Origin of the sequence: Clostridium aromativorans (assembly GCF_020908015.1) — a bacterium.
Classification (GTDB): domain Bacteria; phylum Bacillota; class Clostridia; order Clostridiales; family Clostridiaceae; genus Clostridium_B; species Clostridium_B aromativorans.
The window spans coordinates 155,115-180,165 of record NZ_JAJJPB010000001.1 but is presented as its reverse complement, the minus strand read 5'-3'; the positions used below and the strand labels follow the sequence as shown (position 1 = coordinate 180,165).

Here is a 25,051-nt window from a genome sequence, read left to right as displayed (position 1 = left end):
ATTTATGAGCTTGGAATTTTGCATTCCTATTATGCCTTCAGTATTTAAATACTGGGGATTTATTATCCCCAGCATAAATTAAGCATTCAATGTATTCAATTACAAATATCCTAAGTTTATAGGAAACTTCAATATTTTAATAACTCAGAACACATTGATATCCTTACATGAATAGAATATGCAAAGTTCAAATTATTATTCTGGTAATTTAAGGATAAATGAACACCAATAATATAACCAATGAAATGTATTATTGCTAAATAGAAGATTATTTTCATAATGTTTACAGAAAGTTTATAAATATAGCATTAAGTTGTAATAAATACTATGTATAATTATATATGTCCTAAGGAAATACCCTTAGCGAAAAATAAAAAAGTGTCATCCTTGAAAGTATAATACCAAAATGAGCATCCGTCATGTGGGGTGCTTATTTTGCGTGAGAAAAACATATAAATAAGTCAAATAATGGTGAACGAAAGTTAAAGGATGCCAGTCCCTGTTGTAGAAATATTGAATAAAGAGTGACTACAAAAAGTCAATAGGGGGAATGGTTAAATATGTCAACATACAGAAGTAATGCTATTGGAATTAAAGGATTACATGAAAACACATTGGAGAATCTAGAGAGTAAAATTAAAGATACTCTTGAAATTGATCTAAAGGGCAAGGTGGTAATCGATATAAAATATGCCCATGCACAAAATGATTATACGGCATTGATTATTTATGATAAGGGAATAAGTTGACAAGATATTATCGAGAACTCAAGTAGTTTATATAGAAATTTATGATTTAAAATAGAATAAATATTATTATAAAGAGGAAATGGTTTTTACTGAAAAACATAGGAGAAATAAAAAAATAGGGTTATAATATAATGACAGTAAATAAGTTTGAGACAGTAAAATTTAAAAAATATGGAATTATATGTCGTATTTAGAGGTGATAAAGGGTGATTTTTAATGAAATTTAGAAATAAAAAATTATTCAAGATAAATGAACTTCAGATTTTAATATGGGGTTTTTTGATTATAATTTTTATAGGTACTATCTTATTATGGCTTCCTATATCATCTCAAAATCATATTCATACGAATTTTATAGATTCATTATTTGTAGCTACATCAGCCACCTGTGTAACTGGACTTGTAACGGTGGATACAGGAACACATTGGAGTTATTTTGGAAAGACTGTTATTTTAATTCTGATCCAGGTAGGTGGACTAGGATTTATGGCATTTTCGACGCTTATTGCACTGGTTTCAGGAAGAAAAATAACTTTAAAAGAAAGACTATTGATTCATGAATCGCTTAACTCATTTAATATACAGGGACTTGTAAAAATGTCTAAATACATATTGATATTTACTTTTTCAGTGGAATCTATAGGTGCGGCTATTTTGTCGTTTCAGTTTGTTCCACAATTTGGATTTCGCAAAGGCCTTTTTTATTCGATTTTTCACTCTATTTCAGCATTTTGCAATGCGGGAATAGATCTAGTGGGGAAAGGCAAGAGTTTAGTTCCCTATTATAATAATGAAATGGTAATACTTACTATAAGCGTTTTAATTATGATTGGGGGGCTTGGGTTTTATGTATGGCAGGAGATATATAATTTAAAGAGCTTTAGGGATGTAAGAAGAATATCACTGCATTCAAAAGTTTGTATAACAATGGCTATTGTACTTTTGATTTTGGGAACCATATTTTTTCTTCTGTTTGAATTTAACAATCCTGCGACTATGAAAAATATGACTTTAGGGGACAAGATGTTATCTTCATTTTTTGCTTCGGTTTCTTTAAGAACTGCAGGTTTTAATTCAATTTCTATTTCTGACATGAGCGAGAGCAGTAAACTTTTAACAATTGTATTCATGTTTATAGGTGGAGCTCCGGGTTCTACAGCAGGGGGAATAAAAACAACTACTGCAGCTTTAATTATAATGACAGCTGTATCCGTAATAATGGGCAGACGGGAAACTGAAATTTATAAAAAAACCATAAAAAAAGATCTTGTATATAAAGCCATTGTAATATTGGTAATTTATATGATATTGATATTGATTTTTTCCATGATATTGGGTGTAACCGAGAGTGAGCAATCTTTAGAAGCTATATTTTTTGAATGTGTGTCAGCTTTTGGAACTGCAGGGTTGAGTTTGGGAATTACACCTAATTTAAGCATTATAGGTAAAATTATTATAGTCATAAGTATGTTTTTTGGAAGACTAGGAGGACTTACAATAATATTATCCATGGTAAACAGAAAAATACCTAAATCTATAAAGTACCCTGAAGGTAAAATATTGATTGGATAAAATTTTAAGATTTGAGGTGATTTTGTGAAAAGAAAACAATATTTAATTGTGGGACTGGGGAGATTCGGAAAGTCAATAGCAAAAACCCTCTATGAACTTGGAAATGATGTATTGGCAGTGGATTTGCGAGAAGAAAATGTTCAGGATATAGCCCCATATGTGACACAGGCGGTCTGCGCGGATGCAACTGAAGAGGAAAATCTAAAAGCACTTGGTATAAATAGTTTTGATGTGGCTGTAATAGGGATAGGTACTGATATTCAAAGCAGTGTTATAGTCACACTATTGTTGAAAGAAATGGGTATGAAATTTGTACTTGCTAAAGCAAGTACTGAATTACATGTAAAAATCCTCTATAAAATAGGAGCTGATAAAGTTGTGTTACCTGAAAAAGATACAGCTATAAGAGTTGCTCATAATCTTGTATCAAATAATATATTAGATTTTATAGAATTGTCTCCTGAGTACAGGGTAGCCGAAATACTATGTGCGGAAGAATGGGTTGGTAAAAGCCTGGGTAATTTGGATATAAGGGCTAAATATGGAGTGAATATTATAGTTATAAAGAGGGGAGACGATATAAGCGTATTACCTACATCAGATTTCGTATTTATGAGAAAAGATATAATTGTAGCTATTGGAAAAGAGAAAGAGATTGAAAAACTAGAGGATATTATTTAATTATTACTGTACTGAGGGATATTTGACTTTTTATATATATAAATTTGATAAATATTCTGAATTAGCCGCATGATTTATATGTTTTTAAAACGTAAGAGGTAATTAATTATGAAGTTTACTAAATTTAAGAAAATATGTTCTATAACGCAGGGAGTACAGATACCTAAAAGTAAGCAGATTGACAGTAAAGTTCAAGGATATATTAGGTATTTATATATTGCAGATTTTAAGAAAACCAGTAAAAAGAAGTATGTTGAAGACGTATATCCGGAAAAGGTAGTGGATAATAGGGATCTGGTTATGGCTAATACGGGATCACCCGGGGTTGTATTTAGAGGGAAGCATGGAGTGTTGAGTAATAATTTATTTAGGATAGACTTTAATGAAAAACTGTTAAACAGGGATTATCTATTTTATTATTTATCGTCAAATAGATTTCAACGTATGATTCAACATCGGATGAAAGGCGGAGTTCAAAAACATCTAGGGCATCGAATTATAGGAGAACAGTTGATACCGATATTAAATATGGATTCCCAGCTTAAAATAGTGAAGGTATTAAGCAAAATTCAGGAGTTAGTGAATAAAAGGAAAACTCAGATAGAGCTTCTGGAGGAGCTGATAAAGAGTGTTTTTTACAATATGTTTGGAGATTTGAAATTTAACGAATATAAATGGGAGAAGATCAGCTTAAAGGATATTTGTAATAAAATCACCGATGGAACCCACAATGCTCCAAAAAGAGTTGCAAAGGGAGTTAAATTTATTACCGGTAAGAATGTAAAAGCTTTTAAATTAGATTTATCTGATTTAGAATTTGTTTCTGAGGAAGATCATCGAGAAATATATAAGAGATGTAATCCAGAATATGGTGATGTTTTATACACTAATATAGGTTCTGGTGCGGGAAATGCCGCTTTTAATCCATTACATGAAGAATTTAGCATGAAAAATGTGGCTTTGTTGAAATTAAATAGGAATAGGGTAAATTCTATATTTATAGAATATGAATTAAACTATTTAAAAGACTACATTGTAAATAAGTATTGCATAGGTGGAGCGCAAACATTTTTAAATCTTAAAATCATCAACAACTTGAAATTGCCTCTTCCACCAATAGAACTACAAAATAAGTTTACAACAATAGTGAGAAATATAGAAAATCAGAAAAAAAAGCTGCAGCGAAGTCTGAAAGAACTGCAGGAAAGCTTTAATTCACTGATACAAAGAGCTTTTGATGGAAAACTGTTTAATTAGGAAAAGTGCTCTAAAATTGTATCATAGATTCTAATATCAAGAAGCTGTTAAAATAAATATCAATAAATAGAAAGAAGGGATTGTAGCTGTGGAAATCAAGGATTTTAATGTCATTGTATCTGGTGATGTATGTGTAAACTTGTTATTTTGGCAAATTAACGACGAGCACATCAGTGATTTAAATTGGCATCAGTATCCACATATATGCAGCAGATTAAGTGAGGGAGAAGCCCTGCTTCTAGCTAAATTTGTAACTTTATCTACAGGAGCCAATGTTATTTCTCCTAAAATGGATTATGATAAGGGGAATTTGCCGGAGGGAATTCTTAATTCTACTATACGATTAAGCCTTTTCCCTGCAATATCCAAGGATAAAGATGGGAATAGAGTATACAGAGTGAAAGAGTTTTTGGGTTTTACAGAAATGCCTTTTAAAGATCCAAAATTGTTTCCCATTATAGATGATAATGAAAATGCGGATCTAATTATATTGGATGATGAAAACAATGGATTTAACAACAATGAAAAATTTTGGCCTTTAGCTTTAAAAGAGCATAATAAACATCCGATGATTGTATATAAAATGGACAACCCTTCTAACTCAACTAAACTTTGGAAACATTTGGAGCAGTTTCATATGGAAAATACTTTAATAGTTATAAATGGAGAGGATCTGCGCTCCAAAGAGGTTAACATAAGTAAAAATCTTTCCTGGGAAAAGACGGCACTTGATTTTGTCTGGCAAATAAAAAATAATCCAATTCTTGCCTTTTTATCAAAATGTAGCCGCCTGGTTATACCATTGGGTTTAGAAGGTGCTATATACTATAGAAATAATGGAGAACCTAGGTCACAACTTTATTTTTTAACCTATGCCTTTGAGGGGGATTTAATAAAGGAGGCTCAGGGTAAAATGTATGGACTTACTTCCTGTTTTGTTGCTGGATTGACCAAGTCTTTGGTTTTGGGAAAACTTAATAATAAATCCATTGATGAATCCGTTGACGACGGTATACGAGAGGGGATTGTAGCTACACAAAAATACTTTATGTATGGATTCGGTAAAAATATTGTGGAAAGCATTTTCCCTAATCCTTCAATTTTCAGTGAAGGAGAAAATGATTTTATATATAAAGAATACATACAGGATATTGAAGTGCCCAATTCAAATAATTCTAAATGTCAGTCATGCTGGTATATTATTAAGGATAAAAGTTCTACCAATCTAGCAGAAATAGCTTACAATATTGTTAAAAAAGGGGAGGAAAGTGCTCTTAAATATATACCAATAGCGCAATTTGGAAAGTTGAAAACTGTTGACAGGGATGAATTTGAAGCTTATAAGAGTATTAAAAACCTCATGTCTGAATATGTTCTTTCTAAAAATTCAGTTCGTCCTCTTTCTATTGCTGTATTTGGAACACCTGGTTCCGGAAAATCTTTTGGAGTAACAGAAGTTGCCTCGTGTGTGGCTCCAAACTTAATTGAAAAATTGGATTTTAATTTATCTCAGTTTAGGACATTATCGGATCTCATTATAAGTTTTCATAAAATAAGAGATGTTTCTTTGATAGGTAAAATTCCTCTGGTATTTTTTGATGAATTTGATTCTACTTTTGAAAGAAAACTGGGATGGCTGAAATATTTTCTGGCACCTATGCAGGATGGTATATTCAGAGAGGACAATTCAATCCATCCTATCGGAAAGGCCATCTTTGTATTTGCAGGGGGTACAAGCAGTACATTTGAGGAATTTTGTGGAGAAGATATTAAGGACAGGGCTGAATATGGAGAATTTTTTAAGGAATTTCAAAATGCAAAAGGCCCTGATTTTGTGAGCAGATTGAGGGGATATGTAAATATTTTAGGACCAAATCAAACTAATGAGGGAGATCAGTTGTTTATTATTCGCAGAGCGATGCTGCTGAGATCTCTTTTGGAACGCAAGGCACCGCATCTTATAAATGAAAGGCAGGAGGTTCAGATAGACAAGGGTGTGTTGAGGGCACTTTTAAAAGTCGGCAGGTACAAACATGAGTCAAGATCTATGGAAGCTATATTGGAGATGAGCAGGTTGAGTAGTGCAAAGAAATGGGAACAATCCTATCTGCCTTCCAGGGATCAATTGAAGCTGCATGTGGATGAGGATGAATTTTTCCGTTATTTAATGAAAGACGAATTTTTCAATGAGAAAATTGATCAGATTTCCAGGGCACTTAATTACAGCCATGTGATGATTTACTATGACAAAGATGAAATTGTCATGAAATCTGATGAATGTTGGAAAAATCTAAGTGAAGAACAAAAAGATTCTATTAGAGATTATGCAAGGCACATACCTGATATGCTCTATAAAGTTTATTATGATTTGATTTCAATGTCTGAAAGTGAAAAACCAAAAATTATTGATTTTACGGAAAAAGAGTTGAATATTTTGGGAAAATGTGAGTATGAATATAGACTCTCTGAAAAAGGAAATGCCAATTCTTCAATGGTGTCCTGGGATGAATTGGAGAAAGATGAAAAGAATAAAATAATAGAGTATGTTAAATGCTGGCCCAGGATATTTGCAGATGCAAATTTTAAAATAGAGAGGCTTAAATTTGCCTGTTATTGTGAAGCTCAACTTAAATTCATACATCAGTAGCAGCAGAATATAAATATAAAACAACATGCAGGAAATATTTTTTAAGATGTTACCTGCATGTTGTTTTTTTAATTAAGCCATTGACATGGATTTATTTGTTCTTGCTATGCTGGTATTGTCCTGTTTTCTGTCTGACAGATCCGGCACTGGATTGGGTTGGGATTCGTCACGGTAGTCCTCGCCTTTCTGTCTCTGATGCTGTTCAATTACCATATGACTTGCCACTGAGTTGATATCGTGGTTCACTTTGTTCTGGTAACAGAAGAATTTATGATCTGCAGGAAGCTGGTGGATATTTTTAAAATCTTCATTGTCTGCAGTCAGTTCAATCTGACTGGCAAGAATATTTCGTACATAGTCCCTTGTGTCATGAAACTGAAGCAGTTTTGGGAAAGCTCCTGGTACAACTTGCTGCCACTGTTTATTTTCATATTTGGAAAGAAGTTCAGCTGCCTTGTGCAAATGGGATATTTCCTGCTGAAGATGCATCTCCCAGATTGATTTCACATTGGCATCCACCTCATCCTCATAGAAAGAATAGTAGAGATAACATTCCATGTATTCATGAAGCAAAAGGCTTTCCAGCCATGTACAGTTGGGGTCTATAAGTCCCCCGTATTGGCTTACATGCTGTTCTTCTATCATGGCAATTTCCAGATAGAGCTGACGTCCCAGATCATTATAATATGTGTTTCCCAAATTCATATAGAAATTCATGGTCTGCTGTTCTCCGGCAGTTATGATCATGGTATTCAGCTTTGTACGAATATCTGCCTTTTTAAAGTCCACAAATCTTTTGACTTCCTCTTTAGGACAGCGGTGTTCTGCTATGGTTGGCCGTCCCGGGGTTATGTCTACATATTTTTTCACCAGCTGCTGGGAGGGAATATTTTCATCCAGATCCAACAGGTTGGAATAACGGTATAGATGATCGAAATCCTCCAGCAGTGCGAAATCAAGGCACTGTTTTACATTGGAATCCGGTTCGTTTTGGGCAAGCCAGGCTGTCAGATCCACGGCAACATGTTCGTAGCCAATGGTGGTCTCCAGCTGTGTCTCGTCAATTGGTTTGAGCCAGTTGATGTGTTTTTGCTGCTGCTGCTCAATCCGCCGCAGCATTGCCAGTTCACGGCGCAAATCGTTGTTATTGCAGTGACGATGGAATTGATGGGAGAAAAGAGCTGCTTCAACCTCGATTCCATTCATTAAAATAATACGGATCCTTGTATATGGATCAATAGTCTGCTTTGAATATGATTTTGGGTATATGGTTTTCCAGTCCATGATACCATCTTCCAGGGGCATGGGCTTTTGGTCAAACGGGTTAAACATCAATATCACTCCTTTTTTATTTAGTGTGCTCATTAAATTATCCAAATATGTATGGATTTTAGGATTTTAAAAAAGTTTGGTAAGTGATATTATCATATTTGTACCATTTTGTACCATGAAAAATCGTGAATTATTGAGATTATTTTAAAGGTTTATTTTTATATTTGATTTCATATGCTTATTTGAACAGTGTAATATTGCTCTATAAATTTCAAGTCATATTGATGTTTTTTACCCAGATATTCATGTTCTCAAAACCACCGCATATATTACAATTATTTATGAGCTTTCCTCTAAATGTATAGCCATGTTTGCTGAGTACGAAATTAATACCTGGATGTATTGCTCTGGACAGGCTGTATAAAGTAATAAATTCCATGTTTTTCAGTTCCAATTCAAGGGAATAGATTATATTAGACAGTATACCTTTATTCCTATAATGTGGATGGGTGGCACAGTCGGTTATTTCTGCATTTAAATTTTCTCTATCCAGATCCGCTGAAGCTACACCGATTATTCTGTTATTATTATCCACTGCTACCTTATATAAAACTTTTTTATTTAAAGTGTTTTTCAGATAATCTTCACTGAAAATTTCAGATGGATAGGTGGAAAATGTCCGGGAAAATAATTTTATCATACCCCCTATATCACTTTCTGATGCATTTCTTATGTGGTAGTTGGAATTGTCACTGTTATAGATAAAAGTATCCTTTTTATTTAAGCTCTGCTTTAAAATCAGATCTTCTTTAGAATGTTCATTATAGAGTGTCCTATCTTTGGAGATAAAATAGGACATACAGAATGCATCTTTACCCTTGAAATAACCGTCTATTTTCCCCTCCAAGTGAAAACCTGCTTTGATAAAGTTATCCAGGTTTTCAATATCACAGTTGCATATGATCTTCCCCATATGTTGTTTTGAGGCAAAATGAATAAGTCTTTTTATATTTTGAACGGATATATTGCAAAATTCGATTATTTTTACACGACTGTTGATATAGTCTACAAATATTTTATTCTTACCTATTTTGACATAATAGTTATTTAACTGACAACCGCTTGCCCTCATTATACTGCTTTCTCCTTTCCATTCTGGCATTATTGATTGGTGTTAAGCATATTTTCTCATCTCTGAAGAGTTTTTCTAAGCCTTCATATGGAGTGTTTTTAAATTTTTTACACAGTCCACAATGTTTGCAGTGGCGGTTTTTATCAGATGGTTCGGTATAAGTACACAATACACCTTCATAGTTTCTGAGTATTAATTTTTCAGGTGTTTGTGAGACCAAATACTGGGGACCTATAGGTATTTTTCCGCCGCCGCCTGGAGCGTCAATTACGAAAGTAGGCACTGCAAATCCGGAGGTATGGCCGCGTAAAAGTTCCATGATTTCTATACCGGTTGAAACTGGCGTCCTGAAATGTTCAATACCTTGGGATAGATCACATTGGTATATATAATAAGGTCTTATTCTGTTTTTCACTAATTCCTGTACAAGGTTTCTCATAATATAAGGACAGTCATTGATGTTTTTCAAAAGTACTGACTGGTTTCCAAGTGGAATTCCTGAATCGGCTAGCATCTTGCATGCCAACATTGATTCTTCGGTTATTTCATTTGGGTGGTTGAATTGTGTGTTAATCCAAACTGGGTGATATTTTTTTATGATTCTGCACAGGTTACTGGTTATTCTCTGAGGCATGACAACCGGCACTCTGGTTCCAATTCTTATAACTTCAACGTGGTCTATCCGTTTTATCTCCTTTAATATAAATTCAAGCTTATCATCGGAAATGCATAGGGCATCACCACCGGATATCAATACATCCCTGACTTCGTCATGAGCTTTTACATATTCTATAGCTTTTAGTATATCATTGTTTGATAGAGAATTATCATTGTGCCCTGCAAAGCGTCTTCTTGTACAGTGTCTGCAGTACATAGAACATTTTTCGGTAACAAGGATTAGTACTCTGTCAGGATATCTGTGGGTTAATCCGGGAACAGGGGAATCAAGAGTTTCATGCAATGGGTCATTTATATCACATTTGGATATTTTGGTCTCATCTATGGTGGGAATTGCTTGTCTTCTAATAGGGCAATTGTAGTCATCTGGATCAATCAATGTTGCATAATAAGGAGTTATTGCCATTCTTAGTTTTTTAAGACTAGTTTTTACTCCCTCTCTTTCGTCTTCAGTGAGATCTACTACTTGTTCCAATTCCTCCAGTGTGGTAATTCTATTAGAAATCTGCCATTTCCAACTGTTCCACTCATCTTCTGCAACGTCTTTCCATAATGGTATATTCCAGTATTTCCTTTTCAAACCAAACACTCCTTTTAAAAATTAACAATACAATATAAAAAATTGTCTATGTTATATGGAAGCCAATGAACAATCAAAAAAACAATAAGCTGCAGAGAAGTCTCTGCAGCTTGTAAAGCCGTAAATTCAAAGGTACATTAAAAAATACAAATTCAAGTATACCAAAAACTTCCCTTCAACGCTTGCGAGATTAGCTGACGGATTCGGATCGAAGAAATTAACCCTACCTGCCTAAGCAGGATTCACCCCAAAATTGGTTTTCCCGTTCAAATTGATTAAGCGCTAGTAACATTGTATTATTTCTCATATTTATTGTTATACATACAACCATAACACTTTAACATATGTATGTCAAATGAACAACATTGTTTTTTATCATGCACTTGTAAAACATCTATGTCTATGATATCATATAAATGATTTTAGATTTAAGGAGGGCTGCTTAAAATGCGTATCAGATTCCGATTTTATGCTTTATTTAACTAATTTTATAGTGATTAAAGGCTCTACTTATAAGTGTAGAGTAATCGGGATTGATCTGGCTATTTTTAAGAAACCTTATAAACATATGGATATATGATGGTATATGTATGTAAAAATGTATTAGAAAGGGAAAACGTAAATCCACTCCCTTTTGCGTATATCTAATAGTTACGTATATTCCGTTTACTCAATGCGCAGGTAGCAGGCCTGTGTTTTTTATTTCAATAAAAATGGAGGAATATATATGGAACGGGAGAAAAAAGCTATAATAGCAGGAGCAAATCTTAATAATGATAAGGATTTTGCAAGCCTTATGCAGGAATTATTCAGCCTCGCAGAGGCATGTGATATAGAAGTAGTTGGAGAGGTGACGCAAAAATTAAATAAAGTGAATTCATCTCATTATCTAGGCAGTGGTAAAATTAAGGAAGTATGTGAATTAGTTGATGAGAAAAATGCAGATGTGGTAATTTTTGATGACGAGTTGTCACCTTCTCAAATTCGTAATTTAGAAAAAAGCTTAAATTGCGGTATAATAGATAGAACTTCTTTGATTCTTGATATTTTTGCAAAAAGAGCAAGGACTAGAGAAGCCCAGCTTCAAGTGGAGATAGCAAAACTTCAGTATATGCTCCCGCGATTGATTGGATTTGGGGAATCCATGGATCGTCAAGGAGGGGGATCGTCTCTTAAAAACAGAGGTTCCGGCGAAACAAAATTGGAACTTGACCGTAGAAAAATTGAAAACAGAATCAGTGGCCTGAATAGAGAGCTGGAAGTGCTTGTGTCACAACGTCAAAATCAACGAAAAAAGCGTAAAAGAAGAGATATACCTGTGATTGCTTTAGTGGGATATACTAATGCAGGTAAATCTACGGTTATGAATGCCATGATGGATTTGTTTAATCCGTCAGATGATAAACAGGTTTTTGAAAAGGATATGCTGTTTGCAACATTGCAAACTTCTGTCAGGAGAATTGATCTGCCAGATAATAAGTCCTTTTTATTGACGGATACAGTGGGATTTATCAGTAAATTGCCCCACTACTTAATAAAGGCATTTCGCTCAACACTAGAAGAAGTTTCTGAAGCCGACATGCTTATTCATGTGGTGGATTACTCAAATGCCAATTATGAGAAACAGATGTATGTCACCATTGATACATTGAGAGAACTGGGTGTGGAGGATATTCCCGTTATTTACTGCTATAACAAAATAGATTTAGTGGAAGGCAAAATTCCTGAAAGTAAGGAGGACTATGTATATATTTCCGCCAAGAAAAAATTGGGAATGGATAAATTAGTGGGGGCAATTCGTAGAAAAATTTTTGAAAGCTATATTTGCTGCAAATTTCTAATTCCTTATGATAGGGGAAATATAGTAGCTTATTTTAATGACAATGCAGGAATAAAGTCAACTAGTTATGAAAATAACGGCATACTTTTATCTGTAGAGTGTAAAAAATCTGATTATGAAAAATACAAAAATTATTTAATCTAGATTGGCATTTATGATGGATTTAACTATTAATGAAGTGAAATTAATTAGACAGTGTTTGGATGAGAAGATAGTTACTTTACAAAATCCTATTTAAGTAGTATGCTGTTGTTAAATTTAATATTATTAATTTAGTTTTGTAGGGGGACCTCCCGGTTGAGAAGGTTAAAACCTGACCCTTTAAACCTGATATAGTTAATACTATCGTAGGGAAGCAAAATATTTATGATTGATTTATATTTAGTGCTTACCTTAGTGGTAGGCATTTTTACGTAAATTTTCAAGGTGAAAATTTCACCCTCAAGAGCTAAATTATATTTTAAATATTATATAGTATAAGGGGGAAATTATTTTGAAAACAAAAAAATTGTATATGCAGCCATGCTTACGGCCATTGGGGTACTAGGTGGAAGTGCCATATATTTTCCTATAGGAGCTTCTAAATGTACGCCAGTTCAACATATAATAAATGTGATAGCGGCAGTCACTTTAGGGCCGGTTTATGCAGTATTGACAGCTTTTTGTATTTCACTTATAAGAAATTTTACTGGCACTGGAACACTTTTGGCTTTTCCAGGAAGTATGATAGGAGCTTTTTTTGCAGCTATACTTTATAAAAGAACAAATCAAAAACTTTTTGCAGTTGCAGGAGAAATTATAGGAACAGGTATTATAGGATCACTTCTTTCATTTCCCATTGCAAAATTTATACTTGGTAAAGACGTAGCTGCTTTCTTTTTTGTAGTACCTTTTTTAATAAATACAACAATAGGCAGTTTGATAGCATATTTTATATTAAAGTCCATAGAAGCAATAAAGGGTAGTGCAAATAATTTAAGACAAGACTAAATCAATGGTCCCTGCCACGCTGTGTAAAGCAACAAAATTTTAGCTAAAAAAGTAAGCATGGAAAATTTGCATTATTTTGACGGGGTAAAAGATATGATTATAAAGAAAAAAAAGGAAAAAATAACAGGTGGCATAATTGTAGCGGCAGGAAAGATATCTGAAGGTAATGATGAATGCTCATTATTGAAAATTGGATCTATTACTGCAGTAAAAAGAATTGTTTTGACCTTTCAGCAGGTTGAAATTTCACCGATTGTAGTGATAACTGGATATGAAGCCAGGGAAGTTGAGCATGATTTGGCTGATTACGGAGTTATATTTTTAGAAAACAAGAATTATGAAAATTCACAGATGTTTGATTCTGCGAAAATTGGATTGGAATTTTTGCAAGATAAATGTGATCAGGTGATATTTAACCCTGTAAGTATTCCAATGTTTACACCGGAGACCATTCAGAAGATGATGGAATGTGGTGCGGAGGTTATTTCTCCATCCTATCATGGAAAATCTGGACACCCTCTTTTGATATCTTCAAAATTGATTCCAGACATTTTAAAATATAACGGAAATATGGGAATGAGAGGAGCCATTAGGAGTATTAAAGTGAAAAAACAACTGATGGAGATAGAAGATGAAGGTATCCTTCAAGATATGGATGATATTGATCACTTAGATCAACTTCTAAAAAAGCACAATCAACACATTCTTCATCCTTTTGTTAGAATAAGTATTGAAAAGGAAACCATGTTTTTTAACTCGAGGACAAAATTACTTTTGCTGCTGATTAAAGAGATGCACTCTGTAAGAGGTGCATGCAGACATATGGCATTATCTTACAGTAAGGCGTGGAATATGTTAAATCAACTGGAACAAGAATTAGGTTATGCAGTGGTTGAAAGAAGACATGGTGGCAGCAGAGGCGGGAAAACTTTTTTAACAAAAGAAGGAGCAAAGTTCTTAGAAAAATATCAGCTTTTTGAACAAAACGTGCGTCAATATGCAAAAGATGAATTTGACAGACTATTTTAAAATCCAGAATTTTATGTAAAGCAAGTTCCTTTGACAAAGAATTTGATGAAATATACCCTCTATTTTATAATGAATGTAACAGATATGTTTACTTATTATAAATGTTAAGAGGGTTTTTTATTTTACCCTATATGAATTTAAACGTATTCACATAAGGTAAAATGAATAAGTATCTTTGTAGTTGTGAATTGAATAAAACATATAGGAGGAATTATATGGAAAAAATAAGCAGATCTATAAAGAAAAAGGATCACGATGATAAAATAAGTGGACGTGCTTTATATGTAGATGATTGTGTAATGGAAGGAATGCTTTATGGCAAACTTCTTCACTCTACTAAAGCAAAAGCACGCATTGCTGATGTTGTTGTACCTAAATTACCTGAGGGATATTATGTTGTGAATAAAAATGATGTGACAGGGGAAAACCGTGTTCATATAGTTCTTGATGATACGCCTGTATATGCTGAGAATACTGTGGAATATATCGGTGATCCAATTTTGATGGTTGTTGGTCCCGAACTTGATGAAGTTAAAAGGATTTTAAATGAAATTGTTGTAGTATATGAAGAGCAGATACCTGTTCTAGACATGCGCAAATCCAATACTGTTTTTTTTAATTATAATTATGCAAAAGGAGATATAGATAGGACATTAAAGGAAGCAGACCGTGTTTTTGTGGAAACTTTTCAAACAGGCTATCAAGAACAAGCCTATCTGGAGACTCAAGGTATGATTGCCTATCCTCATGGGGAAAGAATGACTGTACGTGGTTCCATGCAGTGCCCATATTATGTACATGGTGCAGTTACAAAGGCACTTGGATATGATGAAAAGGATGTACAGATTATTCAAGATGTTACTGGTGGGGGATTTGGAGGTAAGGAGGCATTTCCATCCATACTTGCCTGCCAGGTAGCGGTAGCAGCGAAAAAAGTTAACAGACCGGTAAAAGTTATATTTGACAGGCGTGAAGATATGGAATTTACTTCAAAGCGGCACCCTTCAATATGCACTTATAAAGTGGCTGTAAAAAATGGTAAAATTACTGGCATGGATATTGATGTATTGTTTAACAGCGGTGCATATACTACTCTGTCGCCTGTAGTTTTGCAGCGTGGTGTAATTTGTGCAAGTGGTGTATACGATATAGAAAATTTGCGTGTTGTAGGACGTGCGGTTAAGACCAATACTATACCCTGCAGTGCATTTCGAGGCTTTGGTGCTCCCCAGACTTTCTTTGCGGTAGAAATGATGATGGATCATATTGCCAGGGAAATGGGTGTTGATTCTCTGGAACTGAAAGAAAAGTATATTGTTAAACAGGGAGATTCAACGTCCACCAGCGGTAAGTATCACTTCCATGTACCTTTACCTGAAATGATTAAGCAAATTGACGAACTCACTGATTATCGTGATAAATGCAAGAAGTATAAAAATCAGAGGGGAAGATATCGTAAGGGAATTGGTATGTCTGTGTTCTATCATGGCTGCGGTTTTACGGGCAGTGGAGAACGCGATCTCATCAAAGCTGTTGTTAAAATAAGAAAAAACTCAGATGATACTGTAGAGATTTTGGCCAGCAATTCTGATATAGGCCAAGGCATAAAAACTACTTTTAGTAAAATTGTTGCAGATACACTTGGAATTTCCTATGACAGGGTTTTAATACAAAATCCAGATACGGATCGTGTACCTGATTCAGGTCCTACAGTAGCCAGCCGTTCCCTTATGGTAGTCGGAGAACTGCTTAGACGTGCAGCGGGAAAACTTAAAAAACAGTGGGAATCAGGAAAAGAACAGGTTGTAGAAGAACACTTTATAGAACCTGATTTTGTAATTCCATTCAGCCTTAAAGAATTCAAGGGAGATGCTTATCCAACTTATTCCTGGGCTGCTAATGTGGTTGAGGTTGAAGTAGATACTCTAACTGCAGCCACAAAGGTATTGGGTGCATGGGGGACTTATGACGTAGGTGTGCCCATTGATATGAATATTATAAAAGGACAGATGCAGGGAGGCTTCCTTCAAGGTATTGGATATGCTTCTATGGAACAGATAAATTGTAATGAAAAAGGAAGAATTCGTAATAACAGTTTTACTGATTATATTATTCCCACTGCAGTGGATGTGCCTAATCTGGTAACGGAGATTATCAACAATCCATACACTCATGGACCTTATGGAGCAAAAGGCGCAGGCGAACTTCCCCTTGTCGGTGTAGCTCCTGCTTATATCGAAGCTATGGAAAATGCTCTTGGTGTAAATTTAAATAAGGTACCATTTACCCAGGAAGATACTATGAAGGTTTTACAGGGGGTGCTTAAATAATGATAAAATTTATTCTCAATGGAAAAGAAGTGGCATCTACAGCGGAAGCAAATGAGCGTTTGCTGGATATACTTCGAAATGAATTCCGTCTTACAGGCGTGAAATGCGGATGTAAGGAGGGTGAATGCGGAGCCTGCTCTGTAATTCTCGATGGCAAACTTGTCAATTCCTGTATGGTGGCTATGGGAAGTATTGAAGGCAGTTCTGTCATGACTATTGAAGGTTATCGTGAAACCAAGCGTTTCGAAGTAATAAGCAGGGCCTATGCTTCTGTAAGTGCGGTGCAGTGTGGTTTTTGCATTCCTGGAATGGTACTTGCTTCTGAGTGTATCCTTTCCAAAAATCCAAATCCTACAGAAGAAGAAATCCGTGAAGGTATTTCTGGAAATCTCTGTAGATGTACCGGCTACAATGCTATAGTTAATGCAATTTCTATAGCAGCAAAGGAGGGAAAAGGGTTATGGTAAATTGTTATCAAGCGGCATCCTTGGAAGCGGCACTGAAAATCCGTGCAAAAGAGTCTGTCACGCCTTATGCTGGAGGTACTGATTTAATGGTTAAACCAAGAAAAGATGCTGAATATCTATTTTTAAATAAAGTACCTGAAATGAAAAAGATTGTAGAAGATGAAAAATATATCCGTATTGGAGCGGCATGTACTTTTACAGAAATTATTGAAAGTAAATTGACACCAGCTATTTTAAAAGAAGCAGTGTCCCAGATCGCTGCACCGGCAATTCGAAATCTGGGAACTGCTGGAGGTAATATATGTAATGGTTCCCCAAAAGCAGACAGCGCATTGGTATTTTTTGCTACGGATTCTAAGTTGAGACTTGTGAGCAGTAAAGGTGAACGTGTTATTCCAATTACTCAATTTTATCTTGGACGAAATAAGACTTCGCTGCAAGATGATGAATTGTTAGTTGAAATACTTATGGACAAAACAGGTTTTAACAATTACTATTATAAAAAAGTAGGGGCAAGAAATGCTCTTGCTATTTCAAGGGTTTCCTTTGCCGGTGTGATCAATATTGACAAGAGCATAATTAAAAGATTTATTACTGCATTTGGTGCAGTCAGTGATATTATATTAAGAAAGGATGATATTGATTCAATGTTCGTGGGAAAGACCATTGAGGAGGCAAAGTCTGTTAAGGAAGATTATCTTGCAGCATACGATAGGGCAATTGTCCCTATAAGGGGCAGGGTTTCTGCGGAATACAGAAAAGCTGTCTGCATGAATTTGCTTCGTGATTTCCTTGAGAGCGAGGGAATCTGATTTATATTAGATGACTTAAACTAAAGTGGAAATGTGCCTGGATTTGTATAGATCAAATTCAGGCACATTGTTTTATTTGAAAGTTAGCACATTATCTCAATTTAAGAATTACTTGTATAATAGGGTTCCCAGATTTCATCTTCTACTGCTTTTTTAGCATCAGATATAGGTTTTCTATTTAAGCCCTCTTTTACAGCTTCCTTTACTACAGCAATGGCTACAAGCTTGGAGGCTTCTCTAAGTTTATCAACTGGAGGAAGAATAGGAGCCCCTGGTTTTGAGAGATCCTGCAGGGATGCAATACCGTGCGCTGCGGCAGACAACATGTCATCTGTCACTATTCTTGATTTTGCAACTATTATGCCAAGTCCCAATCCAGGATAGAGAAGTGCATTATTAGCCTGACCTATGATATAAGTTACTCCTTTGTAGGTTACAGGATCTGACGGACTTCCTGTAACTACGAGTGCCCTGCCGTCACTCCATTTTATTATATCCTGTGCCGCTGCTTCACAGAGTCTTGTAGGGTTTGAAATGGGCATAATGGCAGGTCTTTCATTTATTTCAGACATAGCTTTTATTACTTCTTCTGTAAAGGCACCATGTACACCAGAGGTGCCGATGAGTACGGAGGGTTTGACTTCTCTTATTATTTCAGCCAGATTTTTTAAAGGATTTTTAAATTCATTTTTCGATCTCGTATATTTTTTTTGTCCCTCCGTAAGAGTATCCATATCGTCAGTAAGAAGTCCCTGACGATCTACAAGGTAAAATTGTTTTTTAGCTTCTTCTTCAGATAGGCCATTTCGTATCTTTTCCTGGAATATTTGATCAGTTACACCTATTCCAGCAGTTCCTGCACCAAAGATCACCACTTTATGATCTTTAACAGGTATATTTGTGGCCCTGGCTACAGCGTTTATGGCAGAATTCATCATCACACCAGTACCCTGAATGTCATCATTAAAGGTACAGATTTTTTTTCTATACTTTTCCAAAATAGTTCTGGCATTTCCGCGGCCAAAATCCTCCCAGTGAAGAAGTGCTTCAGGAAATAATTCGAGACTTATCTTTACAAATTGATCTATGAAATCGTAATATTTTTTACCTGTAACCCTTCTGTGCTTATTTCCCAGATAAAAGGGATCATTTAAAAGTTTTTCATTATTGGTTCCCATATCTATTACTACAGGAAGGACATTCCTGGGATTTACCCCTGCAGCTACAGTATAGACTGCCAATTTGCCGATAGAAATATCAACGCCCTGTACTCCCCAGTCTCCTATGCCAAGTACGCCTTCACCATCAGTTATAACTATAAGCTTTATTTCATCCAGATCTTTGAGGAATGCCTGAATGGATTTTTTTATATCTTCGGGATGATCTATCGACAAAAAAACAGCGTCCTTTGGAGTATCGTAATTTTTGGAATAATTTATGACAGCATCTCCTATAGTTGGGGTGTAAATTATAGGTAGAAATTCAGCGATATGTTTTCCAACTAGATAATAGAACAGAGTTCTATTGGTGTCATATATGTTCATGAGATAAAGATGTTTTTCAAGATCGCTCCCAAAGTTTTTTGATCTGTCGTAGGCTAATTTTTCCTGCTCTTCTATAGTTCTTACGGCATCCGGAAGGAAACCTGTCAAATCATATTTTTTTCTTTCATTTTTTGTAAAAGCAGTTCCTTTATTTGAAAATGGGTTTCTCAATAAATCCTGGCCTTTTAAATAATTCATCTGTAAACACTCCTTATTAGTTGATTTGTATTTTAATATTCAGTGTAAAGTAAAATTGAATTTGCATAGGGAATTCACCGTAAAGTCCACTCTAGCAAGAGTGTCTACTTGATCTACATCCTCTATTTTGAAATTTACCTTATATAATATTATACTAAACAGGATCAATTTTTTCAGTTTTTTGGTTTAAAAATATGAGAAATTAAATTTTAAATCAAGTTAAATCAATATTTACATTTAGCTTCATCCTGGACTGAGGGTTTTCTATTTCCATAACAGATTTTTTAACTTCGTATTTGTCAGTTACAGACAGTTTTATATGGAGTTTAAAATTGTTTGATTTATGAAGCTGTTTCATAAAATCATGAAATTCATCAGAGCTCTTTTCAAAACTAAAATTTTTGTAGAAATTATCATTTTTCTCCTTAGCTTGATTGTTTATGATATTAAATAATAGTTTTTTCACATCTTCAGAAATTTTATTCGAAATTAGAGAAACAGTATAGCCACTTTCTTGGTTTTTTTCAATTTTAATGTTATTTAACACATCAAATAGAAATTTAAATTTATTTACTCTATTTTCATGATTTAATTTAGTACTGTTATGAAAATAAAGATCATCGTGATAATGAATATGGAATCCGTTATTGTTGTTCATCTCAAATAGCTTAGTATTTCCCTTTACGCCTGTCATGTTGAAACTGCCTTTAATATTTTCCTTTTGTTTGATTACACCTATTAAATCATAGATAAATTTTATTTTATTCATTTATTTCCCCCTAAATTTTATTTACAATGTGATTTTGATGTCTGAACTTAAAAGTATATTGAAGAAATTTTAGAATTAGGATTTTTTTACTGGATGTTATATAATTATTTATAAAAGAAAAATTATATGAGTGTATAAGGGAGCGATCTTCAGTGAAAAAAATACTGGTAGTTGTGGATTATCAAAAAGATTTTGTAGATGGAAGTCTGGGGTTTGAAAAAGCAGTTGCACTGGAAAGTAGAATTGAAAAAAAGATTAAGCAATATAGGGGAAGCGGTTACGAAGTGGCGTTCACTTTTGATACCCATGGAGATAATTATCTAAATACTCAGGAGGGAAAGAATCTGCCTGTTCCACACTGTATCGTGGATACAGAAGGATGGAATTTATACGGAAAAGTTGCCACTTTATATGATGAAAATACCAGGTGTTTTGAAAAACCTACTTTTGGCTCAATGGAGCTTGCGAAATATCTTAGTGGTAACGGATATGACAGTGTAGAGTTAGTTGGTGTTGTGTCCAATATCTGTGTTATATCCAATGCTGTTTTAGCTAAAGCGGCGCTGCCAGAGGCTGAAATCATAGTTGATGCATCCTGTACTGCCAGTAATGATGACAGCTTAAATGAAAAAGCTTTTGATGTTATGGAGGGAATGCAGATAAAGGTTATAAATAGATGAGAAATTAGAATCTTTTAGTTAATTTGATAATATTAAGTTTAATAATGTATAATAAAATAGCAAATATAGTAATGTTTTATTATTTTTAGCTAAAATAAGGTTGTTTTACGTCAGATAATATTATGATGAAGATACGTAAAATAATTTAGGAGAAAGAAATGGAAGTTAAATCAGCATATAGAGTTTTAAAAATTTTTGAGTTATTGTCAAAAAATAAAAGTGGATTGACTATAGCAGATATAAGCAAAAAATTACATATTCCACAAAGCAGTACTTCTAATTTGATTAGAACATTGTATAGTTCAGGATATGTAGCACGAGATGAAGCTAAGAAATATGTTCTTGGAGTAAGATTAATCCAGCTGGGATCAGTAGCTATGGAATCTTTTGATATAGGTGCTGTGGCGAAACCAATACTACAGAAATTAACACAAAAAGTTCAAGAAACAGCTTTTTTAGCTATTCGTGCTCAATATGAAGTTGTTTATATATTGAAGATTGATTCAAATCGATCTGCTAATACAACTGCACAACCTGGATATCATAGACCTTTATATAATACTGGATTGGGAAAAGCATTTTTATCAGCTATGACAAGAGAGGAACAAGAAAAAATATTTTCAAATATTGAATTAAAACCAGTTACTAAACATACAATTACGGATAAAAATGTACTTATTAGACAGTTAGAACAATTTAAACGCCAGGGCTATGCTATTGATGATGAGGAGAGTGAATATGGGCTATATTGTATTGGCACAACAATTTCTACTGTGGACAAAAATATAGAAGCTGCTATTAGCATATCTGGATCAAAGACTAGAATAATTTCCAACAAGGAGGCTATTATAGAAGATATGTTTGATGCAGCAAATGAAATTTCTAGAAAACTTGGAGGAAAGTAGGAATACATATTTTATAGAAGCTGGGAAAATTTTGCATTGCACCTAAAGGGTGCTTTTTTTTTACAATCTTTTGAAAGTCAAAAAGTAGATAAACGTTGACAAAAAGGAAAACGGAGAAGATTTTGTAGCTAATAGGTATAATATTTCTTCTATTAATAATATGAGAGGTGAAGAGATAGAAACATTTGGTATGTTGTCAATGGTTAAGGAAGATTGGAAGGAAGATGGGGTATCAGTGTTTTTACCAGGATCTCATACCCATATAGTATATATTAAGCATGGCTCTATTAAAGATATTTTGTCTACGTTTTCAGGGGAACTTTTTTATGCAGTTTCAACGAGTACGATTTTAGCAACCTCAATAGACAGTAAAACAGACAAGATTGATGAGGAAATGTTGTTAATGGGTTTTCAAGCGTTAAAGGAATATGGAATAAATAGGGCACTTTATTTAGTAAATACTATGAAAATATTTAGTAAATTAGATAAAGTTGAAAAAACTTCGTTTTTAGAAGGTGTAATAATGGGTGGAGTTATATTAGCATTTGAGAAAATATTAGAAGATAAATGGATGGATATAAAAGGTATAGCTATTGTTGGAAATAACAAAATAGCTAATATTTATAGAATTCTTATGAAAAAGTTAAATAGATATATACCTGTTAACACTTTTCAACAACCGGAAAAAGAAAGCTTTGCGGTAAAAGGTTTTCTAGAACTTATAAGAATGGAGGAGCTAAATTGAATAAAAAGGTATTTATTACTTCAAGATCATTTGGACAGGTGAGTGATAGGCCACTAAAAATATTGAGCCAAAATAATATAGAATATGATTTTAAAAGTAAGCCAAGTCTTTTGGAAGAAAAAGATTTTTTAAATGTAATTGATAAATATGATGCACTTATAGTAGGTGCAGATAAGATTACTGAAAAAGTAATAGAAAAAGGTAAAAATTTAAAGATTATTTGTAAACATGGGACTGGAGTAGATAATATTGATTTAAATTCAGCTAAGAAGAATAATGTTTGTGTAACTAATGTAGCAGGTGTAAATTCTGATGCGGTAGCAGATACGACCTTTGGATTGATTATTGACATTGCAAGAAGGTTATCATATGCCTCAAATATAGTAAAGTGTGGAGAATGGACAAAAGTTATTGGCGTTGATGTGCATAATAAGACTTTAGGTATTATAGGATTTGGTGCAATAGGTAAAAAGGTTGCGAAAAGGGCTTTAGGATTTGACATGAAAGTTATAGCATACGATCCGTTTATAAATAAATTGCCAGATAATTATGATAAAGTACAATTATCAGGATTTCAATATATTCTTAAAAATTCGGATTTTTTAACTTTGCATATTCCTCTAAACAAGGGTACGAGAAATCTTATAGATGAACCCCAGATGTCAATAATGAAAAAAGGAAGTTTTATAATCAATGCATCAAGAGGTGGAATCATAAATGAAGATGCTCTGTATAAGAATATTATTAATGGGCATTTGGCAGGTGCTGGTTTAGATGTTGTTGAAAAAGAACCAGCAAAAGGAAATCCTTTGCTGAAATTAGATAATGTTGTTATCTTGCCTCATATAGCATCATATTCAAAAGAAGCTATAGACTCAGTAAGTACTACATGTTCTTGGAATGTGGTAAAAAAATTAAATAATGAAACGCCAGACAATATAATAGTGTAATTCAATAAAAATTATTATTTTAATATTAATTTAATATATTATGGAGGGTTATTATGAAAATTACAGGTTATAAATTATTTCAAGTACCGCCAAGATGGTTATTCCTAAAAATAAATACTGATGAAGGAATATCAGGATGGGGGGAGCCAATAGTTGAGGGAAGAGCTTCAACTGTTAAAGCTGCAGTAATAGAATTTATGGATTATATGGTTAATCAAGATCCAATGAAAATTGAGGATCATTGGAATATTATGTACCGTGCAGGATTTTATAGAGGTGGACCTATATTAATGAGTGCAATAGCAGGAATTGATCAGGCCCTTTGGGATATAAAAGGGAAATATTTTAATGTTCCTATATATCAATTACTGGGAGGAAAATGTAGAGATAAGATTAAGGTTTATTCATGGGTTGGCGGAGATCGTCCTTCGGATGTTGTTAAAGCAGCTAAGTCGGCTGTTAATGCAGGATTTACGGCGGTAAAAATGAATGGCTCTGAGGAACTGCAAATTGTTGATTCATATAAAAAAGTAAATAAATCAGTTGAAAGAATAGCTATGATAAGGGAAGCTCTTGGATCTGACATTGGAATTGGAATAGATTTTCATGGAAGGGTACACAGGCCAATGGCTAAAGTTCTTGCAAAAGAATTAGAACCATATAAACCCATGTTTATAGAAGAGCCAGTATTGCCAGAGAATAATGAAGCCCTAAGAGATATCGCAAATGCTGTAAGTATACCAATTGCCACTGGGGAGAGAATGTTTTCTAGATGGGATTTCAAAAAAGTATTTATAGATGGATATGTAGATATAATTCAGCCAGATCTATCTCATGCTGGTGGAATTACTGAATGTAAAAAAATAATATCTATGGCAGAAGCATTTGATATTGCAGCAGCTCCCCATTGTCCATTAGGACCAATAGCACTTGCGGCATGTTTACAGGTTGATGCAACTGTATATAATTCATTTATTCAAGAGCAGAGTTTGGGAATTCATTATAATGTTAAAGCAGATTTGTTAGATTATCTTAAGGATAAAGAAGTTTTTGATTATAACGATGGGTATGTAAAAATACCTAATGGGCCTGGCCTTGGAATTGAAATTAATGAGAATTATGTAGATAAGATGGCTAAGATAGGACATAACTGGAGAAATCCTATATGGAGACATAATGATGGAAGTATATCGGAATGGTAGTTTTTGGAAAGATAGATATAAA

General features: G+C 34.0%; 21 protein-coding genes and 2 riboswitches. Of the genes, 16 read left to right on the top strand and 5 right to left on the bottom strand.

What is annotated here, in order from left to right; translation table 11 throughout:
• The first annotated feature begins 560 nt into the window (after nt 1–560).
• The 5 genes from LN736_RS00825 to LN736_RS00805 all read left to right on the top strand — a co-directional run bounded on the left by LN736_RS00825 (nt 561) and on the right by LN736_RS00805 (nt 6,906).
• Entirely contained in the window at nt 561–749 is a 189-nt protein-coding gene (locus LN736_RS00825; RefSeq protein ID WP_150357274.1) for a hypothetical protein, read from the top strand.
• Between the two features lie 216 nt (nt 750–965).
• Nucleotides 966–2,321, top strand: a complete 1,356-nt coding sequence (locus tag LN736_RS00820) for a TrkH family potassium uptake protein (RefSeq protein ID WP_150357275.1) — start codon at nt 966–968, stop codon at nt 2,319–2,321.
• 24 nt (nt 2,322–2,345) lie between these two features.
• Complete coding sequence (locus LN736_RS00815; RefSeq protein ID WP_150357276.1) at nt 2,346–3,002, top strand: potassium channel family protein; 657 nt, start codon at nt 2,346–2,348, stop codon at nt 3,000–3,002.
• Nucleotides 3,003–3,110: 108 nt separating this feature from the next.
• The gene (locus LN736_RS00810; protein WP_150357277.1) at nt 3,111–4,259 is read left to right on the top strand and encodes a restriction endonuclease subunit S; all 1,149 of its coding nucleotides are present in this window, start codon (nt 3,111–3,113) and stop codon (nt 4,257–4,259) included.
• 88 nt (nt 4,260–4,347) lie between these two features.
• Nucleotides 4,348–6,906: a Ryanodine receptor Ryr gene (locus tag LN736_RS00805; protein WP_229980443.1), complete on the top strand. Its 2,559-nt coding sequence runs from the start codon at nt 4,348–4,350 to the stop codon at nt 6,904–6,906.
• A gap of 72 nt (nt 6,907–6,978) precedes the next feature.
• On the opposite strand, the gene LN736_RS00800 is transcribed toward LN736_RS00805, so the two are convergent.
• The 3 genes from LN736_RS00800 to kamA all read right to left on the bottom strand — a co-directional run bounded on the left by LN736_RS00800 (nt 6,979) and on the right by kamA (nt 10,568).
• A complete protein-coding gene (locus LN736_RS00800) occupies nt 6,979–8,238 on the bottom strand; it encodes a hypothetical protein (RefSeq protein WP_150357279.1) in 1,260 nt (419 codons plus the stop codon).
• Nucleotides 8,239–8,449: 211 nt separating this feature from the next.
• Nucleotides 8,450–9,310: a putative beta-lysine N-acetyltransferase gene (ablB, locus tag LN736_RS00795; RefSeq protein ID WP_229980441.1), complete on the bottom strand. Its 861-nt coding sequence runs from the start codon at nt 9,308–9,310 to the stop codon at nt 8,450–8,452.
• Complete coding sequence (gene kamA, locus LN736_RS00790) at nt 9,282–10,568, bottom strand: lysine 2,3-aminomutase (RefSeq protein ID WP_150357281.1); 1,287 nt, start codon at nt 10,566–10,568, stop codon at nt 9,282–9,284. The genes ablB and kamA overlap by 29 nt, the downstream gene beginning before the upstream one ends.
• A gap of 164 nt (nt 10,569–10,732) precedes the next feature.
• Nucleotides 10,733–10,860: riboswitch (cyclic di-AMP (ydaO/yuaA leader) on the bottom strand.
• A 435-nt stretch (nt 10,861–11,295) separates the two neighbouring features.
• Between kamA and hflX the strand changes: the two genes are divergently transcribed.
• The 6 genes from hflX (at nt 11,296) to LN736_RS00760 (ending at nt 18,036) form a co-directional block, all read left to right on the top strand.
• On the top strand, nt 11,296–12,552 hold the full coding sequence (hflX, locus tag LN736_RS00785) for a GTPase HflX (protein ID WP_179977929.1): 1,257 nt from the start codon (nt 11,296–11,298) through the stop codon (nt 12,550–12,552).
• Between the two features lie 128 nt (nt 12,553–12,680).
• A riboswitch (TPP riboswitch) is annotated at nt 12,681–12,780 on the top strand.
• 135 nt (nt 12,781–12,915) lie between these two features.
• Nucleotides 12,916–13,398: an energy coupling factor transporter S component ThiW gene (gene thiW, locus LN736_RS00780; protein WP_326839057.1), complete on the top strand. Its 483-nt coding sequence runs from the start codon at nt 12,916–12,918 to the stop codon at nt 13,396–13,398.
• A 93-nt stretch (nt 13,399–13,491) separates the two neighbouring features.
• A complete protein-coding gene (locus tag LN736_RS00775; RefSeq protein ID WP_150357284.1) occupies nt 13,492–14,427 on the top strand; it encodes an NTP transferase domain-containing protein in 936 nt (311 codons plus the stop codon).
• Nucleotides 14,428–14,642: 215 nt separating this feature from the next.
• Nucleotides 14,643–16,757 (top strand): xanthine dehydrogenase family protein molybdopterin-binding subunit, encoded by a 2,115-nt coding sequence (locus LN736_RS00770; protein ID WP_150357285.1) that lies wholly within the window; start codon nt 14,643–14,645, stop codon nt 16,755–16,757.
• Nucleotides 16,757–17,224, top strand: coding sequence for a (2Fe-2S)-binding protein (locus LN736_RS00765; protein WP_150357286.1), 468 nt, complete (start codon nt 16,757–16,759; stop codon nt 17,222–17,224). Before LN736_RS00770 ends, LN736_RS00765 begins: the two co-directional genes overlap by 1 nt.
• Nucleotides 17,218–18,036 carry an FAD binding domain-containing protein gene (locus LN736_RS00760; RefSeq protein ID WP_150357287.1) on the top strand — a complete coding sequence of 273 codons (819 nt, stop codon included), beginning with the start codon at nt 17,218–17,220 and terminating at the stop codon, nt 18,034–18,036. The genes LN736_RS00765 and LN736_RS00760 overlap by 7 nt, the downstream gene beginning before the upstream one ends.
• A 101-nt stretch (nt 18,037–18,137) precedes the next feature.
• Here LN736_RS00760 and LN736_RS00755 read toward each other — a convergent pair whose 3' ends face one another.
• Both LN736_RS00755 and LN736_RS00750 read right to left on the bottom strand, forming a co-directional pair.
• The gene (locus tag LN736_RS00755) at nt 18,138–19,817 is read right to left on the bottom strand and encodes an NAD-dependent malic enzyme (RefSeq protein WP_268905676.1); all 1,680 of its coding nucleotides are present in this window, start codon (nt 19,815–19,817) and stop codon (nt 18,138–18,140) included.
• 175 nt (nt 19,818–19,992) lie between these two features.
• Nucleotides 19,993–20,547, bottom strand: coding sequence for a hypothetical protein (locus tag LN736_RS00750; protein WP_150357289.1), 555 nt, complete (start codon nt 20,545–20,547; stop codon nt 19,993–19,995).
• Nucleotides 20,548–20,699: 152 nt separating this feature from the next.
• Here LN736_RS00750 and LN736_RS00745 point away from each other — a divergent pair, with 152 nt between their 5' ends.
• From LN736_RS00745 to dgoD, 5 genes are all read left to right on the top strand, one after another.
• On the top strand, nt 20,700–21,227 hold the full coding sequence (locus LN736_RS00745) for a cysteine hydrolase family protein (protein WP_150357290.1): 528 nt from the start codon (nt 20,700–20,702) through the stop codon (nt 21,225–21,227).
• Between the two features lie 158 nt (nt 21,228–21,385).
• Nucleotides 21,386–22,132, top strand: a complete 747-nt coding sequence (locus tag LN736_RS00740) for an IclR family transcriptional regulator (protein WP_150357291.1) — start codon at nt 21,386–21,388, stop codon at nt 22,130–22,132.
• 160 nt (nt 22,133–22,292) lie between these two features.
• The gene (locus LN736_RS00735; protein ID WP_179977922.1) at nt 22,293–22,877 is read left to right on the top strand and encodes a 2-dehydro-3-deoxygalactonokinase; all 585 of its coding nucleotides are present in this window, start codon (nt 22,293–22,295) and stop codon (nt 22,875–22,877) included.
• Nucleotides 22,874–23,827: a phosphoglycerate dehydrogenase gene (locus LN736_RS00730; RefSeq protein ID WP_150357294.1), complete on the top strand. Its 954-nt coding sequence runs from the start codon at nt 22,874–22,876 to the stop codon at nt 23,825–23,827. Before LN736_RS00735 ends, LN736_RS00730 begins: the two co-directional genes overlap by 4 nt.
• A 53-nt stretch (nt 23,828–23,880) precedes the next feature.
• Nucleotides 23,881–25,029 carry a galactonate dehydratase gene (gene dgoD, locus LN736_RS00725; RefSeq protein WP_150357945.1) on the top strand — a complete coding sequence of 383 codons (1,149 nt, stop codon included), beginning with the start codon at nt 23,881–23,883 and terminating at the stop codon, nt 25,027–25,029.
• The last annotated feature ends 22 nt before the right edge of the window (nt 25,030–25,051 follow it).

Coding starts and splice junctions, on each gene's coding strand:
- LN736_RS00825 (WP_150357274.1), top strand. CDS start 561: ATGTCAACATACAGAAGTAATGCTATTGGAATTAAAGGATTACATGAA.
- hflX (WP_179977929.1), top strand. CDS start 11,296: ATGGAACGGGAGAAAAAAGCTATAATAGCAGGAGCAAATCTTAATAAT.
- LN736_RS00775 (WP_150357284.1), top strand. CDS start 13,492: ATGATTATAAAGAAAAAAAAGGAAAAAATAACAGGTGGCATAATTGTA.
- LN736_RS00765 (WP_150357286.1), top strand. CDS start 16,757: ATGATAAAATTTATTCTCAATGGAAAAGAAGTGGCATCTACAGCGGAA.
- LN736_RS00735 (WP_179977922.1), top strand. CDS start 22,293: ATGAGAGGTGAAGAGATAGAAACATTTGGTATGTTGTCAATGGTTAAG.
- LN736_RS00770 (WP_150357285.1), top strand. CDS start 14,643: ATGGAAAAAATAAGCAGATCTATAAAGAAAAAGGATCACGATGATAAA.
- dgoD (WP_150357945.1), top strand. CDS start 23,881: ATGAAAATTACAGGTTATAAATTATTTCAAGTACCGCCAAGATGGTTA.
- LN736_RS00800 (WP_150357279.1), bottom strand. CDS start 8,238: ATGTTTAACCCGTTTGACCAAAAGCCCATGCCCCTGGAAGATGGTATC.
- LN736_RS00750 (WP_150357289.1), bottom strand. CDS start 20,547: ATGAATAAAATAAAATTTATCTATGATTTAATAGGTGTAATCAAACAA.
- ablB (WP_229980441.1), bottom strand. CDS start 9,310: ATGAGGGCAAGCGGTTGTCAGTTAAATAACTATTATGTCAAAATAGGT.
- LN736_RS00820 (WP_150357275.1), top strand. CDS start 966: ATGAAATTTAGAAATAAAAAATTATTCAAGATAAATGAACTTCAGATT.
- LN736_RS00740 (WP_150357291.1), top strand. CDS start 21,386: ATGGAAGTTAAATCAGCATATAGAGTTTTAAAAATTTTTGAGTTATTG.
- LN736_RS00760 (WP_150357287.1), top strand. CDS start 17,218: ATGGTAAATTGTTATCAAGCGGCATCCTTGGAAGCGGCACTGAAAATC.
- LN736_RS00810 (WP_150357277.1), top strand. CDS start 3,111: ATGAAGTTTACTAAATTTAAGAAAATATGTTCTATAACGCAGGGAGTA.